Annotated in this window: 21 protein-coding genes and 1 pseudogene; 12 read left to right on the forward strand and 10 right to left on the reverse strand. The window is 49.8% G+C overall.

The features are described 5' to 3' along the window. Positions 1-37 precede the first annotated feature (37 nt). The 4 genes and pseudogenes from JW881_04520 to JW881_04535 all read right to left on the reverse strand — a co-directional run bounded on the left by JW881_04520 (position 38) and on the right by JW881_04535 (position 3379). A complete protein-coding gene (locus JW881_04520) occupies positions 38-292 on the reverse strand; it encodes a hypothetical protein (protein ID MBN1696756.1) in 255 nt (84 codons plus the stop codon). Continuing rightward, a complete protein-coding gene (locus JW881_04525; GenBank protein ID MBN1696757.1) occupies positions 285-1313 on the reverse strand; it encodes a DUF1016 family protein in 1029 nt (342 codons plus the stop codon). Before JW881_04525 ends, JW881_04520 begins: the two co-directional genes overlap by 8 nt. Beyond that, positions 1310-2838, reverse strand: a pseudogene (locus JW881_04530) (SAM-dependent DNA methyltransferase). The gene JW881_04525 and the pseudogene JW881_04530 overlap by 4 nt, the downstream one beginning before the upstream one ends. A 73-nt stretch (positions 2839-2911) precedes the next feature. After that, positions 2912-3379, reverse strand: a complete 468-nt coding sequence (locus tag JW881_04535; GenBank protein ID MBN1696758.1) for an ATP-binding protein — start codon at positions 3377-3379, stop codon at positions 2912-2914. A 52-nt stretch (positions 3380-3431) separates the two neighbouring features. Here JW881_04535 and JW881_04540 point away from each other — a divergent pair, with 52 nt between their 5' ends. The 7 genes from JW881_04540 (at position 3432) to JW881_04570 (ending at position 9735) form a co-directional block, all read left to right on the forward strand. Further along, positions 3432-4319, forward strand: coding sequence for a hypothetical protein (locus JW881_04540; GenBank protein MBN1696759.1), 888 nt, complete (start codon positions 3432-3434; stop codon positions 4317-4319). After that, positions 4316-5365, forward strand: a complete 1050-nt coding sequence (locus JW881_04545; protein MBN1696760.1) for a hypothetical protein — start codon at positions 4316-4318, stop codon at positions 5363-5365. The genes JW881_04540 and JW881_04545 overlap by 4 nt, the downstream gene beginning before the upstream one ends. 5 nt (positions 5366-5370) lie before the next feature. After that, positions 5371-6324, forward strand: coding sequence for a hypothetical protein (locus JW881_04550; protein ID MBN1696761.1), 954 nt, complete (start codon positions 5371-5373; stop codon positions 6322-6324). A 27-nt stretch (positions 6325-6351) separates the two neighbouring features. After that, entirely contained in the window at positions 6352-7536 is a 1185-nt protein-coding gene (locus tag JW881_04555; GenBank protein ID MBN1696762.1) for a radical SAM protein, read from the forward strand. 216 nt (positions 7537-7752) lie between these two features. Continuing rightward, on the forward strand, positions 7753-7899 hold the full coding sequence (locus JW881_04560; GenBank protein MBN1696763.1) for a hypothetical protein: 147 nt from the start codon (positions 7753-7755) through the stop codon (positions 7897-7899). Between the two features lie 9 nt (positions 7900-7908). Then, positions 7909-8523: a hypothetical protein gene (locus JW881_04565; protein ID MBN1696764.1), complete on the forward strand. Its 615-nt coding sequence runs from the start codon at positions 7909-7911 to the stop codon at positions 8521-8523. A 108-nt stretch (positions 8524-8631) separates the two neighbouring features. After that, positions 8632-9735: a hypothetical protein gene (locus tag JW881_04570; GenBank protein ID MBN1696765.1), complete on the forward strand. Its 1104-nt coding sequence runs from the start codon at positions 8632-8634 to the stop codon at positions 9733-9735. A gap of 37 nt (positions 9736-9772) precedes the next feature. On the opposite strand, the gene JW881_04575 is transcribed toward JW881_04570, so the two are convergent. The 5 genes from JW881_04575 to JW881_04595 form a co-directional block, all read right to left on the reverse strand. Continuing rightward, positions 9773-10888 carry an ABC transporter permease gene (locus JW881_04575; protein MBN1696766.1) on the reverse strand — a complete coding sequence of 372 codons (1116 nt, stop codon included), beginning with the start codon at positions 10886-10888 and terminating at the stop codon, positions 9773-9775. Then, the gene (locus tag JW881_04580) at positions 10885-11955 is read right to left on the reverse strand and encodes an ABC transporter permease (GenBank protein MBN1696767.1); all 1071 of its coding nucleotides are present in this window, start codon (positions 11953-11955) and stop codon (positions 10885-10887) included. The genes JW881_04575 and JW881_04580 overlap by 4 nt, the downstream gene beginning before the upstream one ends. Next, on the reverse strand, positions 11952-12878 hold the full coding sequence (locus JW881_04585; protein MBN1696768.1) for an ABC transporter ATP-binding protein: 927 nt from the start codon (positions 12876-12878) through the stop codon (positions 11952-11954). Before JW881_04585 ends, JW881_04580 begins: the two co-directional genes overlap by 4 nt. Before the next feature lie 107 nt (positions 12879-12985). Next, positions 12986-13909 carry a hypothetical protein gene (locus JW881_04590; protein ID MBN1696769.1) on the reverse strand — a complete coding sequence of 308 codons (924 nt, stop codon included), beginning with the start codon at positions 13907-13909 and terminating at the stop codon, positions 12986-12988. Continuing rightward, on the reverse strand, positions 13906-15057 hold the full coding sequence (locus JW881_04595) for a DNA adenine methylase (GenBank protein MBN1696770.1): 1152 nt from the start codon (positions 15055-15057) through the stop codon (positions 13906-13908). The genes JW881_04590 and JW881_04595 overlap by 4 nt, the downstream gene beginning before the upstream one ends. A gap of 296 nt (positions 15058-15353) precedes the next feature. Between JW881_04595 and JW881_04600 the strand changes: the two genes are divergently transcribed. The 5 genes from JW881_04600 to JW881_04620 all read left to right on the forward strand — a co-directional run bounded on the left by JW881_04600 (position 15354) and on the right by JW881_04620 (position 19565). Continuing rightward, complete coding sequence (locus JW881_04600) at positions 15354-16103, forward strand: response regulator transcription factor (protein ID MBN1696771.1); 750 nt, start codon at positions 15354-15356, stop codon at positions 16101-16103. 54 nt (positions 16104-16157) lie between these two features. Then, positions 16158-17450, forward strand: coding sequence for a bifunctional ornithine acetyltransferase/N-acetylglutamate synthase (locus JW881_04605; GenBank protein MBN1696772.1), 1293 nt, complete (start codon positions 16158-16160; stop codon positions 17448-17450). Between the two features lie 9 nt (positions 17451-17459). Further along, complete coding sequence (locus tag JW881_04610; GenBank protein MBN1696773.1) at positions 17460-18302, forward strand: alpha/beta hydrolase; 843 nt, start codon at positions 17460-17462, stop codon at positions 18300-18302. 90 nt (positions 18303-18392) lie between these two features. Beyond that, positions 18393-18872, forward strand: a complete 480-nt coding sequence (locus JW881_04615; GenBank protein ID MBN1696774.1) for a cyclic nucleotide-binding domain-containing protein — start codon at positions 18393-18395, stop codon at positions 18870-18872. A 57-nt stretch (positions 18873-18929) separates the two neighbouring features. After that, positions 18930-19565 (forward strand): HD domain-containing protein, encoded by a 636-nt coding sequence (locus JW881_04620; protein ID MBN1696775.1) that lies wholly within the window; start codon positions 18930-18932, stop codon positions 19563-19565. 71 nt (positions 19566-19636) lie between these two features. Here the strand turns inward: JW881_04620 and JW881_04625 are convergent, their stop codons facing one another. After that, positions 19637-21097: a hypothetical protein gene (locus JW881_04625; GenBank protein MBN1696776.1), complete on the reverse strand. Its 1461-nt coding sequence runs from the start codon at positions 21095-21097 to the stop codon at positions 19637-19639. Positions 21098-21489 lie beyond the last annotated feature (392 nt).

Genomic DNA, 21489 nt, shown 5'->3' on the forward strand with positions numbered 1-21489 from the left:
ATACATGTTTTAATGTACATTCCTTCCACTCACCTATTCAATCCCACCCGTTATCCCTGAAAATCACGACGACCTCAATCGGCTTTTGACCGGGTATTTCACCCACATCATATTCACCCTCGTATTCGGACATCGCCTCTTCATCGCGATAAACGGTTCTGATCTCGGGAACCAGAATATTATGGAATCCTTTCCGTTTACCGTGAGTCACGACCCGCATGTCCGGTGGAAATTGTTTCAGAAACTCAATCAATTCATTGACAGTTATTTTTTCAGGATAATTATCAATCATGCATTCCCTCCAGCTCTGCTTCAATCTCCTCGATGCTCGGAATAGAAGGCTTATAATGATCGGGGAGATGTTGCGTTATCTGGTATTCACTAACACCTATCGGCTTGTTTATATCTTTGAGTGCGTATTCCACCACTGTTTTGTTTTTGGATTTGCAGATAAGAATACCGATTGTCGGTTTATCCTGTTCGGTCCTGAGAATCCCGTCTACTGCGGACACATAGAAATTCAGCTTTCCGGTAAATTCTGGTTTGAATTTTACAGTTTTCAATTCTACAACAACATAGCAGTGAAGGCGGATATGGTAGAAAAGGAGATCGATGAAATAATCATCACCAGAAACCGCCAGTTTGTATTGCCTGCCTATAAAGGAAAAACCTGTTCCTAGTTCCAGCAGAAATTTGGTCACCTGGTTCACAAGGGCATCTTCCAGTTCCTTTTCATCGTGTTTTTCCCTGATTGACAGAAAATCAAATATATAAGGGTCTTTCAGCGTTTGATTAGCCAGATCAGACTGCGGTTTGGGTAGAACCATCTGAAAATTCGTACATGCTTTTCCTTCTCTGAAAAATAACCTGCCTTCTATTTGATGGGCAAGAACCGCTCTTGACCAATTATTCTCAATGGTTTTTTTCACATAAAATAATGCTTCTTCCAGTGTAACTGCTTTGCTGATAATAACCAGGTTGTGTCCCCATGGAATTTGGGCAACAGCTTGTTGCCCAATTGGTGAATCCGACCAGAATAAATACCATTGTCTCATATATTTTAAATTTCGAAGTGAAAAACCTTTCATATCGGGAAAAGTCTTTTGTAAATCTTTACTCAATCGTTCTAAAAATGCATCACCCCATGCGCTTTTATTTTGTATTTCTACAATCCTTACGGCCATGTCCCAGTATAAACGTAGAAGTTCCTGATTAACGCTAACGGCGGCTTTTATCTGTGCACTATGCACGCGGTTTTTTATTTCTTCTATGAAATCAACATATTCATTGTCTTTTTTAATAATTCCACTCATAGCTTCACCTTTTTCAAATTTTCTATAATCGCCTTGTTCAGCCGCTCCTCTTCATTCAACTGCGCCTCGAACTCGACTTTCAAGCCGGTAAAGCGTTCCTTGAAATCAAAATCATCCTCTTCATCGGGGAGGCCCACGTATCTGCCCGGCGTCAGCACGTAATCGAGTTCTTTCACCCGTTCGATACTCGCGGAGTTGCAATAACCTTTTATATCTTCGTATGTTCCTTTCTCTTTTCGCCATTCGTGATAGGTCGATGCTATTTTCATGATATCCTCATGCGGCGGTTGATCAAATGACCTTCGTTACGGGCGTCGATGAACAATATTTCTTCCCTCCTGTTCCGGTAGCCGCCGTTTGCCTTGTTCCGTGACAAAAACCAGAGACAGGCCGGTATCTGGGTATTCAAAAAGAGCTTTGCCGGAAGATTGACGATACAGTCGACAAGACGCGCTTCGATAAACGCCTTGCGGATATCGCCTTCGCCCGAGCTTTTAGAGGTGAGGGAGCCTTTTGCCAGAACAAAACCGGCAATACCGCCCGGGCTCAAATGATAATGGAAGTGCTGTATCCATGCGTAGTTGGCGTTGCCGGACGGGGGAGCGCCGTATTTCCACCTGCCGTCTTTGCGGAGCATGTCGCCAGACCAGTCGCTGTCATTGAAGGGGGGATTTGCGATGACGACATCGGCCTTCAGGTCTTTGTGCGCGTCGTTCAGGAACGAACCTTCGTTGTTCCATTTGACCTGCGAGCTGTCGATGCCGCGGATTGCCAGGTTCATTTTGCACAAACGCCAGGTCGTCTGGTTGCTTTCCTGTCCGTAAATCGATATGTCATTGACGTTGCCCCGGTGTCCGGCCACGAACTGTTCCGACTGCACGAACATGCCGCCGGAACCGCAGCAGGGGTCGAAGACACGGCCTTTATATGGTTCGAGCATTTCCACGAGAAGTTCGACGACACTGCGGGGCGTGTAGAACTGTCCCCCCTTTTTCCCTTCCGCAAGGGCGAATTCACCAAGGAAATATTCGAATACATGGCCCAGAACATCCGCGCTCCGGGCTTTTGCGTCGCCGAACGCGATATTCCCGATAAGGTCGATCAGCCCGCCGAGGTTCGCCGGATCCAGATTGCCGCGGGCGAATACTTTAGGAAGCACGTCTTTCAGCGAGGGGTTGTCCTTTTCGATGGCGTCCATGGCGTTATCCACTTCTTTGCCGATGCCGGGCAGTTTTGCCTTTGATTGCAGGTATGACCACCGGGCGATTTCGGGTACGAAGAATATATTCTCTGCCTTGTATTCGTCTTTGTCCTCCGGGTCCGCCCCGGCATATTCGCCCTTTCCGCTTTTCAATTTCGAGTGAAGGTTTTCGAATGCATCCGAAATATATTTCAGGAATATCAAACCCAGAACGACATGCTTGTATTCAGCCGCGTCAATGTTCTTTCTAAGCTTGTCGGCGGATTTCCAGAGCTGTTTTTCGATTGGTTCGCTGCTGTTTTTGTTTTCCCTGGTTTTTGCCATGATTTCTCCGTTCATTATCTTTCATTTACCGCAGGTAACACGGACGTTATGTGCTTATTAAAGGCCAGAATAATTACCGTAAAACATTCCCAGCTGCCTGTTGTATTAGTTTAAATGCGATATTTTTTTTTGTCAACCAATCCTGTGACGTGTTTTCGTCATCTTGTTGCTCCAATAAAAAATCGCGGATGTTTTTATGGGTGATACCGTTTTGACTCCGGTTTATTTTATCCACTGAAAGGATGTATTTGGGGTAGTTGTCCGGGATCGTTTCCTGCACGCCGAATTCCCTTTCCATTGTTTTCTCACCGGCAAGAGGATACGTTACCTGCACATATAATGTATCGCCGCTTTTTGGGGCGCAAAAATCGACTTCCGCGTTTTTTACCTTGCCCACCGTCGCCTCGTAACCGCGCCTCAAAAGTTCCATATACACGATATTTTTCATGACCTGATTGACGTCCCGCTGGTTATTGCCGTAAAGCGCCTCCCGTATGCCGTGATCTGAGAGGCAGATTTTTTCCTGTGTCGCAAGCAGCACTTTCCCCTGTCACTATGAAAAACTTCTCCGATATGCTACAATTGTCGTACTTATGGAAAAAAAGCTGCTTATCCTGACACAGAACAAAAACCGCACCGCATCCCTTTCCCGGTACCTTGCCGGGAAGGGATACGGGGTGACCGTCATCGAACGGGAAAAAATCCTTCATGACGGCCGTCTCGCCGTGAGTGAGGATACCGTCCGGTACGGCGATACCGATATCCTCAGCGGCACCCTCGCCGCCTTCATCCCGGATTTGGGATACATGTGGCCCCAGCCCGCGCTTGAGCCCACGGAAGCCGAATGGCTCGCGTGCCGGAAGAACCTCGACGAGTATCTCAGGAACGAACGTGAAAGCGCTTCACTCTGGTTCAGTCTTCTCGAGATCGTCAATGACGCGGTTCCCCTCTGCGTCAACCCGCAGCGCGCCTATGAGGCTGCCGTGTTCAAACCGTGGGCCTTCGAACTACTCACCGAAGCCGGTGTTCCTGTTGCCCCGTCTCTTGCGGGGAACGATCCGGAGCGGATCGCCTCGTTTCTGAAAGCCCATGACGGGTGTTTTCTCTCGCTTCCCCTCGCGGGCATCGGGGCTGCCGAGTGGATGGATGAGAATGAAATAAGGAAACATCCATTGAACGAAACCCCGCTTTTTCTTCAGGCGTTGACCGGTACAAAGGAAATACAGCTTGTCGCGGCCGGCGGAAAGCAGGTCTGCCTCGAACCTTCCCCGCTTGAAGTGCCGGAGAAGCTTCCGGAAAAGATTACCGTCCTCCAGAAGACCCTCGCCATGCCCCTTGCCGGGATCACCTTGAGAGAGGGGGAGGGTGGGATGGTTATTGGCGATTTCGAGCCTTCGCCCGACCTGGAGGCGCTTCCCGAAGATATCAGGGGAAAGGTGTTTGCCGCTTTATGCTGCCTTCTCAAGGATAAAGACCGATGATCGCCGTGATCGGTCCGCCGGGGGACCAGGAAGTCGACGCCGTCTATTCGCGGCTGCGGAACAGGGGAGCTGATGCGTGCATCGTCGATCTTTCCCGTTTTCCGGGTGACGCCGCGCTCACGATCGGGCGGGAATATACCGGACTGAACGGTATCGATATCGCGGGGATCGAATCGGCTTACTTGAGAAGACGGGGCGCCACCGCCCCGTGGTATATCGATTACGAAAAGAGTACCACGGTCGAATCCGAAGACGAGTGGCGGGGGCTGTACCGGGATTATATCGGTTTTATAGAAAACGAGAAAAAACACCTCGCTGTCAAAACGGCATTCATCAACCTCATCGCGCAAAAAGGCGTCCTCGTCAATCCGATCCGCCGGAACGACCTTCACCGCATGAAAACCTACCTGTACCGGTTTCTCAAGACCGGGGGGCAAAGGCTGCCCGCGTTCATGGCGGGATCGGACAAAATGACGCTCAAGGACTTCGCGGAGAAGGCGTTCGCTGAAGATGACGGGGTGGTGTCGAAGCCCCTTGCCGGGATCTACAAGACGCATCTCTGGAATACGGATATGTGGAAAACCCACGCGTGGAACAGACGGGGTGCATTGTACCAGCGGTACATCAGGGGGGATACCATACGGTGTTATGTGCTCGGAGGAAAGCTCATCGCCGCGGCCCGCATCGTCCACGGCGGGACCGTCGATTCTTCAATGAGTCAGACAGGGATCGAGGTGATCGCCCTTCCCGATGCGGCACGGCGTATCGCCGAATCCGCGGCGGAATCGCTTGAGCTTTCATTTTGCGGCATGGATTTGATGAGACACGGTGAGACCGGCGAGTTTTTTCTCATCGACTGCAATATGTCCCCGATGTTCGTCAATTTTGCCCGGCTGAGCGGTATCGACATTCCCGCCCTCCTGGCCGGGTTTCTCATCGAACAGTCGGGGAAAAAGCGGAAGAAAAAGACCCTTTCCCTCCTCGACGAGGCAAAGGACATCCTTGCCCGCGATCCCGAAATCAGAAAGCGGTTGTTCGGGAGATAAAGCGGGTGTACGCAATAGGAATCGTCGGCAGCAAAATGGATCCCCATGTCATACAGCTCGCGGAAGAAAGCCGCAGACAGGGGATCGAGCCCCATGTCATCGACTTCACGCACTTTCCCGCCTACAACCTGCTTACCGTTTCGAAGCCGCGGGGATACGACGATATCGGGATACATGACCCCGTTCCGGTCGAAAAACTGAATCTCCTCCTGGTGAGGAACTTCCGGGCGCACGGCAGGGAACCGGTCGCCACACCCGACGGGATCGAACGGTGGTCGCGCGGGGTGGGAGACAGCCTCGGCCTTCAGCAGGCCTTTGTCAGGGCGGCGGGAAGACATATTCCGGTCGTCAATCATCCCGACGCGTCGAGGTTCCACGGACTCAAACCGTATCAGTATCATTTCCTTCATTCGCACGGTATCCGGGTGCCCGCCACACTCGTGACCGCTGACCGCGGGACTGTCTCGTCGTTTATCGAACGCTTCGGGAACAGGGTCGTCGCGAAACCGTGCTCAAGCGGCGCCGAGGTCGTCATGGCGGACAATGAGTTTTTCGAACGAAACGAAGCGGTTCTCGGAAAGCGGCCGTTTATGTACCAGCAGTTCGTCAGCGGCAGAAGTTTCAGGACATACCTTCTCGGCGGGCGGATCGTTTCTTCCGGAGAAATTTTCTTCGACAGACGGTTCGTGGACTGGCGGGAGCGGGTGCGGAAGACAACGGCGTGTACCCTGGAAACGGCAGCCGCGGACCAGGTCGAAAAGGCGGTACGGCTTTTGGGGCTCGCCTATTGTGCGGTGGATCTGGAATATGACGGGCAGACGGGAGCGTACTACCTGCTTGATTTTAACCCTTCCGCGCTCTTTACCGGATGGAGTAAACTTGTTACAATTAATATGGCGGAACGGATAATCCGTTACGTCGCGGGGGTTCTTGGGAACGGAAACAGGTTGTGGCTGTAACGATTATGTGTAAGAAGGGGGACGATCATGTCACATAAACGGCTTGCGAATTTGCTCAACGAGGCAAAATCGGTCTTCAGGGAAATAAAGGAAGAAAAGGCGGAAGAGATTATCCGGCAGAAACTCGAAGAAGCGGCGAAAGATCCCATGGCCCCCTATAAAAGCCTGCCGTGGTATCCCCGTTACGTCGTCTGGGAACTCACCCTCGCCTGCAACATGAGGTGCGCCCACTGCGGTTCGACCGCGGGCGTGCGGCGGGAGGACGAACTCACCCTCGACCAGATGTACCGGTGCGCCGACGAACTGGGGGAGCTTTCGTGCGAGCGCCTCACCCTGCTCGGGGGGGAACCCCTCATCCACCCGCACTGGCCGGAGGTCACGAAACGCCTGCAGCAAAACAAGATTCGCGTCAACGTGATTACCAATGGCTGGACCCTGACGGACGAACGCGTCTGCGACAAACTGAAAGAGACGGGGCTCACGATCGTCGGGATAAGCGTCGACGGGATGAAACGGTCGCACGACAAACTGCGGCGGGAAGGATCCTTTGAGAGAATCGTCAGGGGGATGGACCTTCTGAAGGAACGCGGTGTGTCCGTTGCCGTCTGTACCGTTATCACATCGGACTCGATCAGGGACCTGGACGGGCTTTACGATCTCCTCATCGACAAGGGGGTCAAGGTCTGGCAGATTCAGATCGCCTCCCCCCTCGGACGGCTCGAAAAGGACGACCCGATTCTCATCAAACCGATGCAGATAAAGACGCTTTACGATTTTTTTTACAAAAAACGCGCGCTGAAAGGACCCATTCACATCGATCTCGCGGACGATGTCGGCTACTATCCGCCGTGGGAGGAGGGGTATCTGAGAAACACGAGAAACAATGGCCTCCTGTGGATGGGGTGCCACGCGGGGATCCAGGTTCTCGGCATCGATTCGAACGGAAACATCAAGGGCTGCCAGTCGCTTCCTTCCACACCCGAATACCTGGAGGGCAACATAAAGGAAATCTCCCTCGTCACTCTCTGGAAAAACCCGGACGGCTTTTCGTACAACAGAAAGTTCTCGATGAAACAGCTTTCCGGCTATTGCGCCGAATGCACATACGGTCCCATCTGCAAGGCGGGGTGCAGTTCGTGCGCGATCGCCTTTACCGGTAATATCGGGGACAACCCGATGTGCATCCACCGCGCGCTTCAGGAAGCGCGTTGACCCGCCGGCACCTTGCGGCCGTCCCGAAATAACGGTATACGGAAGGCGTTTTTTTTGTCCAAGCGGAGGGGGCGCCGGAGGAAACATACGAGAGCATAATCTATGAGAAGAAAAAATATAAAGGAAATTGATTGAAAGTTTGATGTAAAAAAGTGAAGAAATAATAATTGCTAAAATTGTCCGGAAGTGATATATTTTAAATGGAGGAGTTATCCCATGGGAGAAAAAACGCTAAATGATATTAAAAAGGAAATTCGCCGTTACGGTACGATGGCGGCTTCGACCGAAAAAGACGCGACTGATTCATTATATAAGGCCGGGATTTGTGATAAACAAGGAAATTTGAAAGCCCCTTATAAATAAAAGAAATATATGTATTCTCATAAATACAATCTTATTATTGGATTTCATGGATGTGATGAAACAATAAGGGATAACGTCGTAAAAGGTCAAGTTTGCCTGGACAAAAGTCAAAATGATTATGATTGGCTCGGACATGGAATTTATTTCTGGGAAAACGATGAAGATCGTGCCTATGAGTGGGCAAAATTTTTACATGAAAATCCTCGAAAAAATAAACCAAAAATAAGAAAACCTTCCGTAATTGGGGCTGTAATTGATTTGGGTGTTTGTCTTGATTTAATGAATACAAGAAATCTGGAATTATTGAAATTAAGTTATCAAGAATTAAAAAAAGTCATGCATAAAGCAAATAAACCACTACCGGAAAATTTTAAAACACTTAAGAATAATAAGGATTTATTACTGAGAAAACTTGATTGTGCTGTCATTGAATTTATGCATTCTGCAATTAGCGAAAAATACAATTATGACTCTGTAAGAGGTACTTTCTGGGAAGGAGAAGATTTATATCCGAACGCCGGTTTTAAAGAGAGAAACCATATTCAAATATGTATTAGAAATCCGAACTGCATAAAAGGTTTTTTTATTCCACGTAATAAGGATAATAAATATTCTCTGCCATGAAAAAGACAGTTGGTTTTATGTTAACGGTTTATGGATTATTTATATACATTTGGATTGAATAAAAATTGACTAAAATATAAAGACTATATATAGTTAAAATAATTCAATATGGTACTTAGACGAGAAATATTAGAGTTTAAAGATTATTCAATAGACACACCCAAGGAAGATAAAATAATTTCAGCTACACTTTTAGTCTTGCCATTTCATTTATGTACAGGTGAATATTTTTTCTTTAAAGACCCTGAAAATTCGTTTTACGCACTATGTTTATATAATGAAATCTATTTCCCTGAAGGAACGCTGGAAGAGGATACTTCACCACAGGATATTTTTACAGAAAAAGCATATACAAGAGTTCTACTTATTAATATAAAGCCTGATTTAAAAACGGAAGAATTTGAAGCTATAACAAATAAAGATATACAAGGAGCAGGTAAAGGAAGTGTTAAAAATCAAGTATTGGATTTACTTAATGAGTTTATTCTTTCATATAGTATGCTTCGTACAGGACCAATAATTACAGCTGGACAAAGACAGCCAATCCATAAACCAAATAGTGAAGATTATATGAATTCACATATAACAGAATTCTTAATAATTATACCAAAAAAACATGAATTATCAAAAGCTGAAATTATGGTAATATTAAATAAAGCAAAATTATATCCTATAAGGCGTAATGCTAAAGTAATTGGAGATATCATCGATTTAAGTGAAATGAAATTGAATATAATAAATGATTGTATATTAAAATTGAGACGACATGTATTTTATGAATTTTATATGATGGGTAAAGCAGCTATGCTTGAACAGAATTATATTGTAGCAATTGTACTCGCATGCGCTGCTTTGGAAGGTGCTCTTGGAACATTACTAAATATTTTCATAGATGATAAATTAAAAGATTACAATGACCCAAAACATGAAATATTGAATAATCTACTGCGGGAACAAGGTCTTCATACACTTATCAAGTTAACACCTTATCTGGTTTTAGAAAAAGAAGAGCGACCTTCAAATGAGGATATAAAATTATGTATTAAAGGAATTGAAATAAGAAATGATATCATGCATGCAAAAAAGCGTAAAGCTAACGATAAAATACGGACATACGATAACAGAAAAATGAGAGAAGGATATAATGGTATAATGAAAGTATATAATTTTTTTGTAATGGCCATAGAGAAAGATGAGGAAAACAAAACATAAAAAAAATTCTTCGTGACCTTCGTCCCTTCGTGTTAAATCAAGCCGCCGGCCGTTTCCACACCCTGCTCCTGAACGCCCAAACGGCGAATGAAAAAGAGACGGCGGCCGTTCCCGTAAGGACGATATAGTCGAGGGTGCCGTCCGCGGCGTTCGATCCGAAGACGATCCCCCGCATGACGTCCAGGGCGTAACTGTTCGGGATGATCCTGTAGATAAAAAGCAGAACGGGTTGTTCCGGCACCGCCATGGTGAATCCTCCTGAAAAGAACCAGAGAATCATTGCGCCCCCCATCGCGGCCATGACGGCGCCGTAGAAATTGTCCATGAAAAGACTCAATAAAACGGCCCAGGAGATATAGGTGATCACGGTTAAGAAAACGGCCGTTCCCATGTGGGGAAGATACGCAAAGAGATTCAGATTGAGCAGCAGACAGGCGAGGAGGGCGTTGAACAGTCCGGCAAGGAGTGAACTGAGAAACGCGGCAATGATACGGGCTGAAAAAGATAACAGCGGGCTTCGGGGCGCTACACGGTACAGCAGAAGGGTTCCGTACAGCTTCTCCTTGAAAAAGACATAGAGGTAATTGAACATCCCGCCGATGGCAAAGGCAAGAAGGAGGGTGCCCACCGCGATGATGTCGACCCATTCGACCTGGGCCTGTGCGGCGAATCGTTCTTCGATTTCGATATCGATATCCCGGTAGTACTTCCGGTAAAAGGAGTATATCCCCTCCTCGAGGTACAGCCGCATGTTTTTCGCGAAATCGGTATTGAAATTGTTCAGGTGGTAGACGATATGCGGTTTGTCATGATGTTCCATGCACGATGAAAAGTCTTCGGGGATGACTAAAACGCCCGTGAGGATTCCTTTTTCGAATTCGGCCAGGGATTTTGTATAATCCGTTTCCTTTTTCCCGAAATAGGGGATGTCCCCGAGCGGCGATATTTGTGAGAGTATCTCTTTTTCGAGCCGCCGCCCCCAGGACCCCCGGTCATTGTCGACGATACCCACTGGCATCGGTGAAAGCCCGCCGAAGAGAAGGGAAAACATGATGAGAACGAGGGACGGTGCGATAATACCCGCGGCCAGGGAACGGGGATCGTTGGCGATGATGACGGCGATTTTTTTCAGTTCAGCTGTGAACCGGTTCATTGCGGCCTGCCCCCGGGCATATAGATGAGGCGCCGGTAGACCAGAAAGACGGTTCCCTGGAGGATCACGTACCAGGCGAAAAGAACCGTGACGGCGACCTGCCATTGGACTGGTGTCCCGTTTATGACATGCTGGATGACGGCGAGCAGATAGGTGGCGGGGTTTGCCCGGGTTATACAGGCGCCGGCCGGACCGATGACGGCCATGGTGCCGAAGCCGTTTCCCAGAAGCCAAAGGCCGAGTGAGCCCAGAAGGGATACCAGGAAACAGATGATGGCATCCCTGAAGGCGATTCCCGCGAGCATGCCGGCGAGACCGGCGATCAGGTATCCGGTAAAGACGGCCGCGGCGATACCGGCGATGTCGATGGTAAGGCCCGGGACGGTGATGGCGGCGGCCAGCACATAGCAGCCGGTCGAAACGAGTCCCTTGAGAACCACCGCAATCTCTTTCCCCGCGAGTACCCACCACGGCGAGACGGGTGAGACGGAAAGCAGGATCATCGTTCCCTGCCATTCCTTCGACACACCGAGCGAACCGAAGAGGAGCCCGCCCATGAGAATCCCCATGACTAAAAGACTCGCAGCGAAATACCGTTTCCACAGAATATCGTGCCGGTGGACAGGTTTCTCCGTAATCGTGACGGCCCTGTTTTCGAGATAGTTTTTTTCGATATAGGAGGTAACGGCGCCGGTCAGTCTGTTCCGGAAGTTTTTGGTCATGTTCCTGTCCATGCTTTTCATTTCATGGACGATCGTTCCGGTTAATTTTCCGTTTTCTACCGTTATCGGTCGTTCGATCGAGATGACGTTTTTGTCTTTATGGGATTCATCGGAAACGTCGAAATACCGTATGCCGTCGGGTGTCGCATAGGTTTCAAGGTACGACGCGAACGCGGGGTCCCTTTCTCCGTGCGCCAGGGTCACGGGAAGGCTGATTTCTTCGGCGAGCGCCAGCACCCAGAAACAGAGGAAAACCAGGGGGGAGGCGACCGCGATGATGTGAAAGGGGAGGCTTCCTTTTGCCTCGCCCAGTTCCTTTTTAACAATATACAGGAGTCTTTTCATTGCGTGTCCCTCAACGATCTGCCGGTGTAGTGGAGGAAGACATCATCCAGAGAGGGTTTTTTCAATTCGATACTCTTGACGGGAAGGGTTTCGGGAAGACGCCGGATAATACCGATCAGGTCCTCCGTCCCTTTTGCCGCCCGGACCGTAAGCGTGAGTCCCCGTTTCATGAAGGGAACGGGAACCGCCTGTTTGATGACGGTCTCCTCCGTTTCATGTTCCAGGCCGATGATGATTTCGTTCTCGCCGAGGGTTTTTTTCAAGGCTTCGGGAGAACCGGAAGCGATCTTTTTCCCGCAGTCGATAATCAAAACACGGCCGCAAAGGTAATCGGCCTCACTCATCACATTGGTTGCGAGAAGAATCGTTTTTCCGGTGCCGGCCAGCATCCTTATATAGTCCCATATTTTGTGGGTTCCCTGAACGTCGACACCGAGGGTCGGTTCGTCCATGAAGATGATTTCGGGGTCGTGAATCAGCGCCCTCCCGATCGCAAGCCGCCGTTTCATACCGCCCGAGTAGGTTTTGACCGGATCGTTTGCCCGCGCTTTCAGGTCGACGAGTTCGAGTATCTCCTGAATTCTGGCCCGGGCGCCTTTCAGTGACGGGAGATACAGCGAGGCCTGAAACTCGAGATTACAGCGGGCTGACAATTCGGGATAGTGGGGGCTTTCCTGCGGAACGAGACCGACGTTTCGCCTCATCGCCTTCCATTCTTTCTGCGGATCGAGTCCCAGTACCCTGATCTCTCCCCTGTCGGGGGCCAGGAGTCCCATGATCTGTCTGATAATGGTCGTTTTCCCCGCCCCGTTGGGACCGAGGATGCCGAAAATCTCGCCCTTTTCCACGGAAAAGGAGAGGGCGTCCGTCGCCCTTTTGTCCCCGAAGCATTTCGTCACGTCGTGAAACCGTATGCTTTTCATATTCCTCCTTCCCGGTATAGACCGATATCGGTTTTATTGTCCCTTCGATCGGATTGCGCAAACCACGGATTCCGCACGTTCATTCCTCCCGCTGCCGATGCCGGGTGTTAACATGTGGTTTCGTCTTTCCTGAAAATCAGTATATGCTGATGGACGAGGCTGGGAATATAATCGTAGAGGTAGCCGTAGACGTGGAGACTGTTCGACACGTCATACCAGACGAGATTCGCCTTCGGAATGAAACCGATGGCCTCGAGCACCCGGGCCAGCTCGTACGGCAGAAAATGGTACCTGCCGGACCGGTACATCTCCCCGATAAAGACCGCGCAATACCCCTTGTCTTTCAACACGCGGTAGGCGGGCCGGAAGACGCGTTCCATTTCCGCAAGCCATTCCTCCTTGTTCTGGAGTTTGCCGTTGAACGAGGACAATTTCGACTGCCTGTTTTCTTTCGATTCCTCACCGGTCTTCTTGTATTTGCCTTTTGATTTTTCGAGTTTGTCCATATTCCAGTAGGGGACATCGGTGAGGATGAAATCGAATTCTTCGTCGAGCGCGGCGATGGCTTCCGCGCTGTCGCCGTGTATGGTCCGCTGCCGCCCGATTCCTTCCAGTTCGCAGACCTCATCGTAGATATCGATCCATTCCTTCGTGATTTCGATACCGAGAGCCTTCCTTCCCGCAATCGCGGCGCCGAGCAGGACCCCTCCCACCCCCATGAAAGGATCGAGCACACTCTGTCCTTTTTTGGTGAACACCCTGATCAGGTCGGCGCAGAGGTCGGGGGGTTTCTGGCCCCCGTGTCTGCTTCGCAGTTTGTGTTGGCGGTTGGGGGGGTATTGTTTTGTAATCACGGACCGGGTCCAGAAGACCCATTCCTTCCCGGTCAGGTCGTTCAGACGGTTCTTGTCCGAATAAAATCCCCTGCTCTGTCCGTTCGGGTCGAACAATTCCGTTTTGTCGCTTCCGGATTTTTTTTTCGAACGGCGGGGAGGGCCTTCCATGGGCAGTTCCTGTTCTTTCCAGTTCACGACCGCTTGCCTCCGGTTTCCGGGTTGCCCTTTCTTCCGGGTTTATATCGCAGAGATGTTTTGCAGTAAAAGAGTTTTTCCTTTATTCGCCGTTTTCCAGATACCCCGGCCCCGTTTCCGAAAATCGAATAGTCCCGTTCGACGCATTCGACACGTCCCCGTTCGGACATGATGCCGCGGATCGTTTCCTCGGGGATAATTCCCTCGTTGTTGTAACTCAGGAAAATGTGTCCCGCATCTGTCTGCATGACAAGTTCCCGTAACGCCATCGCCGCCTCGTGCTTCCGGGAATACCTGCTTTTCAGCGAGGTCCGCTCGAATTTTTTCGTTTTGCCGAACACAGCCGGTTTTTTCCATTGTATTATGTTTTCGAGGAGGTGATAGTTGTCGATGTACTGGCGGGTGTTGTACGGCGGATCGAGGTAGAGGACATCGACCTTTATTTTTCGTATCAGGGTATTCGCGTCTTCGTTATGGACCCTGGCATTGCCCCGGAAAGAAAGAAGTAGCGGTTTCAAAACGATCCGTTTGTAAACGTTCGAGTCGACGAGGTGGCTGCCGGTATGGCTATAGCTTTTTTTGCCCAGATGTTTCAAAAAAGCGTCGTACTGGCCTACCGTATTCGCGGCCTTGTCGATCGCGTAAAGAAGACTCGTTAAAAGGATATATTTCTCCTGTAATGTGCAACGGCCACGATTGAAAACGATCTCGATCTTCTCCCGTATCGCGTCGATGAGTCCCGCGTTTTCGTACGAGAAATAACTTCCCCCGAAATGTTCCCACACGTACCCTTCTTCCGGTTCGCTTTGGTTCAATTCATCAAGTAACCGGACGATGTTATCCATATCGACATTTTCCCGTGAACTTTGGAGAAACGCCGTGTTTGCGACATAGTTCGAATAGAGGAGGTCGTTTGCGATTACCGTTTCGGCCCGGTCCGCAAAGGCGTGGGCGACGACGCCGGTTCCGGCAAACACGTCGAAAAATGTCTTTATGGTTCCCGCCCTGTCGGATATCGTTTGGGTGATAAAGGGAAGCAGGCGATATTTGGAACCGATATATTTTCTGTTTTGTATCTCGAACTCCCTGCTTTTGGCATCGTCTGGGTTTTCCCGTACATGATGAAATAAATCCTGCTGCACATTCATGATCGTCTTCCTTGATCCTACACGATTACATCCCGCATTGCAATAATGCAACGAAGGGGTTTCGTTCCTGCAATGCCGTCCGGATTGTTGTACGGAAAGAAATAATCCTTTCATGCCGCCCTGTTTTTCTGAATTTCAAAATGAATTCTTGCATTCTTTCATCTTCAACGAAACGCGTCCGGTTTCTGGAAATTAAATAAATGCTTTCCGTGTAAGTAATAATGACGATTGTTCCGGTCTGGCATGCTTTTTGCAAAATAATGAACGAGAGAAAGAACAACAATGGAGAGACCGGAATGATCGTATTTTTAAAATCAATCCTCGCGGATATCATCGAAGAAAAGGAACAGGGAGAAAAAGGCGAAACATCGGAAACCGGGAAACAAAAAACAACCTCGTTCATGATTATCGATGAACATCCGATGACACGGCTTGGTCTTTCCGCCATTCTGGAAAATGAACCGGGCTTTTTCGTTGAAACTCAGGAAAGCGATCCGATGAACGCCCTCGGCAGGATCAATGACGTGAAACCGGAATTTCTCGTCACCGAACTCGCCTTTCTGCATATGGACGGGTTGTCTTTCGTCAAAGTGGTTCGAAAAGCCTTTCCGCTTCTGCCGGTTCTGGTCTTTACCGTTTATGACGAATGTCTTTTTGCCCACAGGGCGCTCAAGGCGGGGGCGAACGGCTATGTGATGAAGAACGCGCCGGCCGGGACGATAAAGGCGGCGGTGAAGAGCATTTTAAACGGAAACATCTACTTCAGCGACCGGATAAAGTGCAGGGTAATCGAAGCAATGTCGGGAGTCGAAAAATATCCCGGACAGCATGCCGTTGATCAGCTCAACGATCTCGAGTTTACCGCCTTCATGCTTCTTGGGAAAGGATACCGGCCCCGGCAGATCGCGCGAAAGCTGCGGCTTTCGGTCAACACGGTCGAAGGTTTCAGGGCAGGCATCAAAAACAAACTCATGTTTCAATCGAGCAGCGACCTGAGGCGATACGCCGTCGAATGGATTCACTGTCACCGCGATAATCTCACCTGAGAGAATACGGGTTAATGGATTGCATTTTTCCGCGATTGATGCTTAACTGGACGCATGAAACCCGCAGCCACAGAAATATATCATTCAAAAACCGATTATGAAGAAGCGCTCAAACGGCGCGCCGTCATGCCCGAAGGCTTTTCGGCTTCGACCGTTCCGATCCGCTTTTTCCCCGCAGAAAAGCCGGTCGGGAACCCGCTCCCCATGAACATGTCGCTGATCCTCGCGGACGAAAAAACGCCCTCTTTCGGCGCTGTTTTTACCCGGAACCGTTTTCCCGGCGCCCCTGTCGTCATCGGGAGAAAACGGTGCGGCAAGCCTTTCTGCCGCGGCATACTCATCAACAACAAAGTCTCCAATGTCTGCGCCCCGAAGGGGATCGAAAACGCCGAGACGCTTTGCGATGCGGCCGGCGGCATTCTCGGCATCGAAGGGTCGCTCCTCATCCCGTCATCCACGGGAATCATCGGTTGGCGTCTTCCCCTGAAGGAGATGAAAGAGGGGCTGCCCGGGCTGGCCGGGTCGCTTTCCCGGGATTCGCTTTTTCCCGTGGCCCGGGCGATCATGACCACCGACGCCTTCCCAAAGGCGCGGTCCGAAACGCTGGGTGAGGGGCGCATTACGGCGGTCGCGAAGGGGGCGGGGATGATCGAACCGAATATGGCCACCTTACTGGTCTTTATCCTCACCGATGTCGAAGTGGAACGGGAGGCGCTGAGGCGGATGCTTTCCGAGGTCGTGAGTGAGACCTTCAACATGATTTCCGTCGACGGGGACCAGAGTACGAGCGATTCGGTCATTATCATGAGTTCGAACAAAAAGCCCTCACCGGGAAACGACGATTTCAGTAAGGCCCTTTTATCCGTCTGCGGTTCCCTCGCTGAAGATGTGGTCAGAAACGGTGAAGGGACATCGCATGTAATACGCGTCACGGTCAGGGGGATCGGAGATAAGGCAGAAGCCGCGGGAATCGGGAAGGCGGTGGTCAATTCGCCCCTTGTCAAAACGGCGGTCTTCGGGAACGACCCGAATGTGGGGAGAATCGTCGGCGCGGTCGGCGACCACCTCGGGAATCTCGGTATGGACGGGTATACGGCGAACCTCACGGTAAGCATGGGGGGGATCGTGATATTCGCCGCCGGTGAGTTTCAAATCGACCGGGAAAAGGAAAAGGCCTTGAGCGGGTATTTGAAGGAGGCGATGATCGATACGGCGGCCGGGTACCCGCCGCATAACGGAACTGTGGATATAGAACTCGGGTTCGGCAAGGACGGCCCGGTTACCGTCGTCACGGGATGCGACCTTTCATACGGGTATGTCCGGGAAAACGCCGATTACCGGTCATAGGGGCCCGATATGAAATGGCTTCCCGCCATCATCGGTCTTTTCATTTTTCTTTATGGGATCCTCTCCCTGTTCGTCTACTTTTACCAGGAAAAACTGATATTTTACCCGGAGAAACTTCCACGGGATTATGCCTTCCGCTTTTCGCACGCTTTTGTCGAACATTTTTTTGTCACGGATACCGGTACCGTTATCAATGCCCTTCATTTTCACCTCGAATTGCCGAAAGGGGTCGTTCTCTACTTTCACGGCAACATGGGAAGCCTCAGGACCTGGGGGGATGCTTCGCCGCCGTTTCTCGACCTCGGTTACGATGTCCTCGTTTTCGATTACCGGGGGTACGGGAAGAGTACCGGGAATATCAGCGAGGAAGGATTGTATCATGACGCCCTCTTTCTGTATGACCGTCTTGCCGAACAATACGGTGAGGGGAGGATCGTGGTCTATGGAAGATCGATCGGTTCGGGGATCGCGGTCAACCTGTCCTCGCACAGGCACCCGGCCAAACTGGTCCTCGAAGCCCCGCTTTACAGCATGAAGGACCTCGTCAGGCGGCACTTCCCCTGGCTTCCCGTTTTCCTCCTCCGGTACCGCTTCCGTTCGGACCTTGCGATCGGGGAAACGGCATGCCCCGTTGCGATTTTTCACGGTACGGATGACGAGGTGATTCCGTATGAATCGGCCTTAAAGCTGGTAAAACACGCAAAACCGGGCGATCTCTTTTTCCCGATCGAAGGGGGGCGCCATAACGACCTCTCCCGCTTTCCCGGTTACCGGAATACCCTTGCGTGGATTTTGGGCGGAGAGGGAGATCCGCCTCCGGACGGGAGTGAAAGACCGCGGAACGCGGATTGAAACCATGATGAATAATTCCGCACTTTTTTTCTTGTTATTTGACCGCGGGGGGCATACAATATAAGAGACGCGATGGAGGAGTGTAACAATATGGAATTGTTCGGCATTTTAAAAAACAACTCTATTTTCGGCGGACTGACCGATGACGAGATAAAAAGTATCGTCGCGATCTGCACGGAACAGAAATTCGAAAGCGGATCGGTTATTTTCGAGGAAAACTCGGAAGGTTCGGGAATGTATATCCTGGTAAAGGGGCAGGTGGACATCCAGATGAGTATGGGCGCCGACGACGAACTCGCGACCGTCCATGTCATCCACGAGGGCGAGATTTTCGGCGAACTCACCCTCGTCGACAGGGCGACGCGTTCCGCCACCGCTAAAGCGGCCGGACCGGCACTCGCCTTTGTCCTCGACGCGGACAGATTCGACGGGTTGTGCGGGGAAAACAACCGTATCGGGCTTATCGTGATGAGAAACATCGCCAGGATCGTGACCGCCCGCCTGCGGGAGACGAACATCAAGTACACCGAATCCCTAATATGGGAGCGCCTGGGATCGGACCCGGCGTGAACGGAAGGTTGATCACGGTCCGCCGGAAAGACCGGCGGGGAAAAGGGGAGTGCTGCCGTGTTTGAGAGAAAACTGGACAAAAAGGAAGTCGAACTCATCCATACGATCAAGGACTTCATCGAACAGAAACATTCGGGGAGCGAGGGGCACGATTATTCCCATGTCCTCGAAGTGACGCGGTACTCCATCCAGATCGCGGAGCGCATAACGGACAGGGTCGAACCCTTCACCCTTATCGCGGGCGCCCTGTTTCACGATATCGGCCGCGTAGACGCGGCGACCGGACGGCTTCACGGCCTGGTCGGGGGCGGTATCGCAGAGGAGTTTCTGAAAACGACCTGGGTCGACGGGGAAACGATAAAGAAGATATGCAGCATCGTGGTTCGCCACACTCCCACTTCCATGCTCCCGCCCATTACGATAGAAGAAAAGATCGTCTTCGACGCGGACGCCCTCGACCGGTTGGGGCTCATGGGGATGCTCCGCGGCATCATGGGAAAGGCGGGGTCGATAAAAGAAATCCTCGAAGACAGACTCGAAAAGCGGAAACAGGATTTCTCGAAGCTCCATTTCAATGAAAGCCGGGAACTGGGCCGGGCCCTCTACAAGGAAACCCTCATGCTCATCAAGCTTATCTCAAGCTCCCTCAAGCGGAGGATCATGAACATCGAGGACATCAACCTGCCGGTGTGATGAAGTGCCTTCCGTGATTTCAGTAGTTTACAATGCCGGATTTCATTTTTCCGTCTATTTCTATGGAATCCTTAATCTCCAACTGCAATTATTTCGGCTAAAGAAAGGTATTCGCTTCTGTTCGCTATCTGAATTTTTATATAGCGTGCCACCTTGTCATTTACCCAAAAACGAATATGCGTATTCGGATATCCGCTGATATACATAGTCTGAACGCCAGATTGGGTAATCGTTCTTGCGGTATCGTTATACTGAAAAGAAGTCTCGGAAAAGAATATATAAAAACCGCATAATCGGGAAGTACAGCAATCCGTTCGATTATAGATATCGATAAAGCTGATTACCTTGCTTGCCTGAATATCAACGATCCACCACGGTTCATAGTCATACAATGTATGTGAAACGGAATTTGCATAATAGTTGCCGTTTGCATTGAGATCGACGGCCAATCCCGGACCGGCGCTTGCATAGGTGCTGGATTGCCATGCCGGTTTCCTTAGAGACACATTTGCCAACGATAATTGCGCGTTTCCGACTCCGGTAATCTCGTCGACCGTTCTCGTTCCGAATCGTACCGCCTGGCTGAAACTGCCTTCTATGGTGCGAAATCTGGTCGATCCCGTTATCCGGTTATCCGGGTTGTCTATCCAATGAACGAAGAGACAGCTGTGGCCGTCATTGCTCACGGCCAGATAATCTCCGCTTCGCGGTATATAAATCCTGCCCATAATTTCATTTTTGTCATACAATCTCCCTCTTACATCGAAATAGTTTTTCATCGTCGCCACGCCGTTTGTTATGTTTCCCGTTGGAGTCGTCCATCCGGATTTTCTGAGACACCATGAAGCGAATTCGCTGCACCAGTTCTTGTAGGCGTATTTGTTTCCGTATTTACATCCATCGGTCTTTCCCAGTTCTGAAATAGCCCCATAGATCGCCGGATTTCTCCTGTGTATATACTCAACCTGACGCAACTTTGAGGCGAGTATCGAGTTGGTGAAATCGATTGTGGCCGTGCCCGGGGAATCGAGCCATGTCTGTACCTGAAAATCCAGAATAAGACAGTCCGAGTGATGCATACTTACTTCTTTAAGCAAAATTCCGTCAGTGGAAACGGTTTCCAGACGCACCTTATCCCATTCGTCCTGGGGGAAATTCGCGGCCCAGGGAGATAGATCGTAATTCAGCCAGTAATTTCTGGGAAATTGCCTGTTTCCGTCGATTGACACCCCATTGAGGCGAATCCTCGCAGACGTACCGAAATTAATGTAAATATAATCGGCGTTACTTCCCGCATTTGTGGCGTCCGCTATTAGTATATAGAGATTATTAACGCCGACAACCGGGACCTCTTCATTACGGGTGTTTATTACAGGATCGAGTTCGATGATATTCCGATCTTCCGAATATGGATCATCCGTTATCTCGTTTCCCACCCCTTCCGTTTCATCATCCAGCGAAGAGAACGTACAACTCATCATGGACAACACCAAAACCATAAAACAACCTACTATTTTCATCATAAATTTCATATAATTCTCCTTTCAGAACCTTTTTGTATACTGTCTCAAATTGATTTATGACAGGTAAAATAATAATTCCGACAGGAATCATATACTAAAATTGTCATCATGTCATCCATGCGGGTAGATTTGGACTAAATTTTTGTTTTTTTTATTTAGAAGTTTCTCGTTGATCCAATCCGGCCGGAATAATGAAACCACGGAAATCACGGAAAGACACGGAAATGAATGTATTGTTATAGAATATTCTAAACTTCCGTTCATTCCGTGATTTCAGTGGTTTACGAAAAGTATCAAATAAGGAGCATTATATTATAATGAAGAAACATATGAAAAAAAACGATGCTGTTTATGAGGAAGCAGTTAAATAAAGGAAGTGACGGCATTTGATGTTAGTGGTG

The sequence above is a fragment of the Spirochaetales bacterium genome (assembly GCA_016930085.1).
In the GTDB taxonomy this organism is placed as follows: domain Bacteria; phylum Spirochaetota; class Spirochaetia; order SZUA-6; family JAFGRV01; genus JAFGHO01.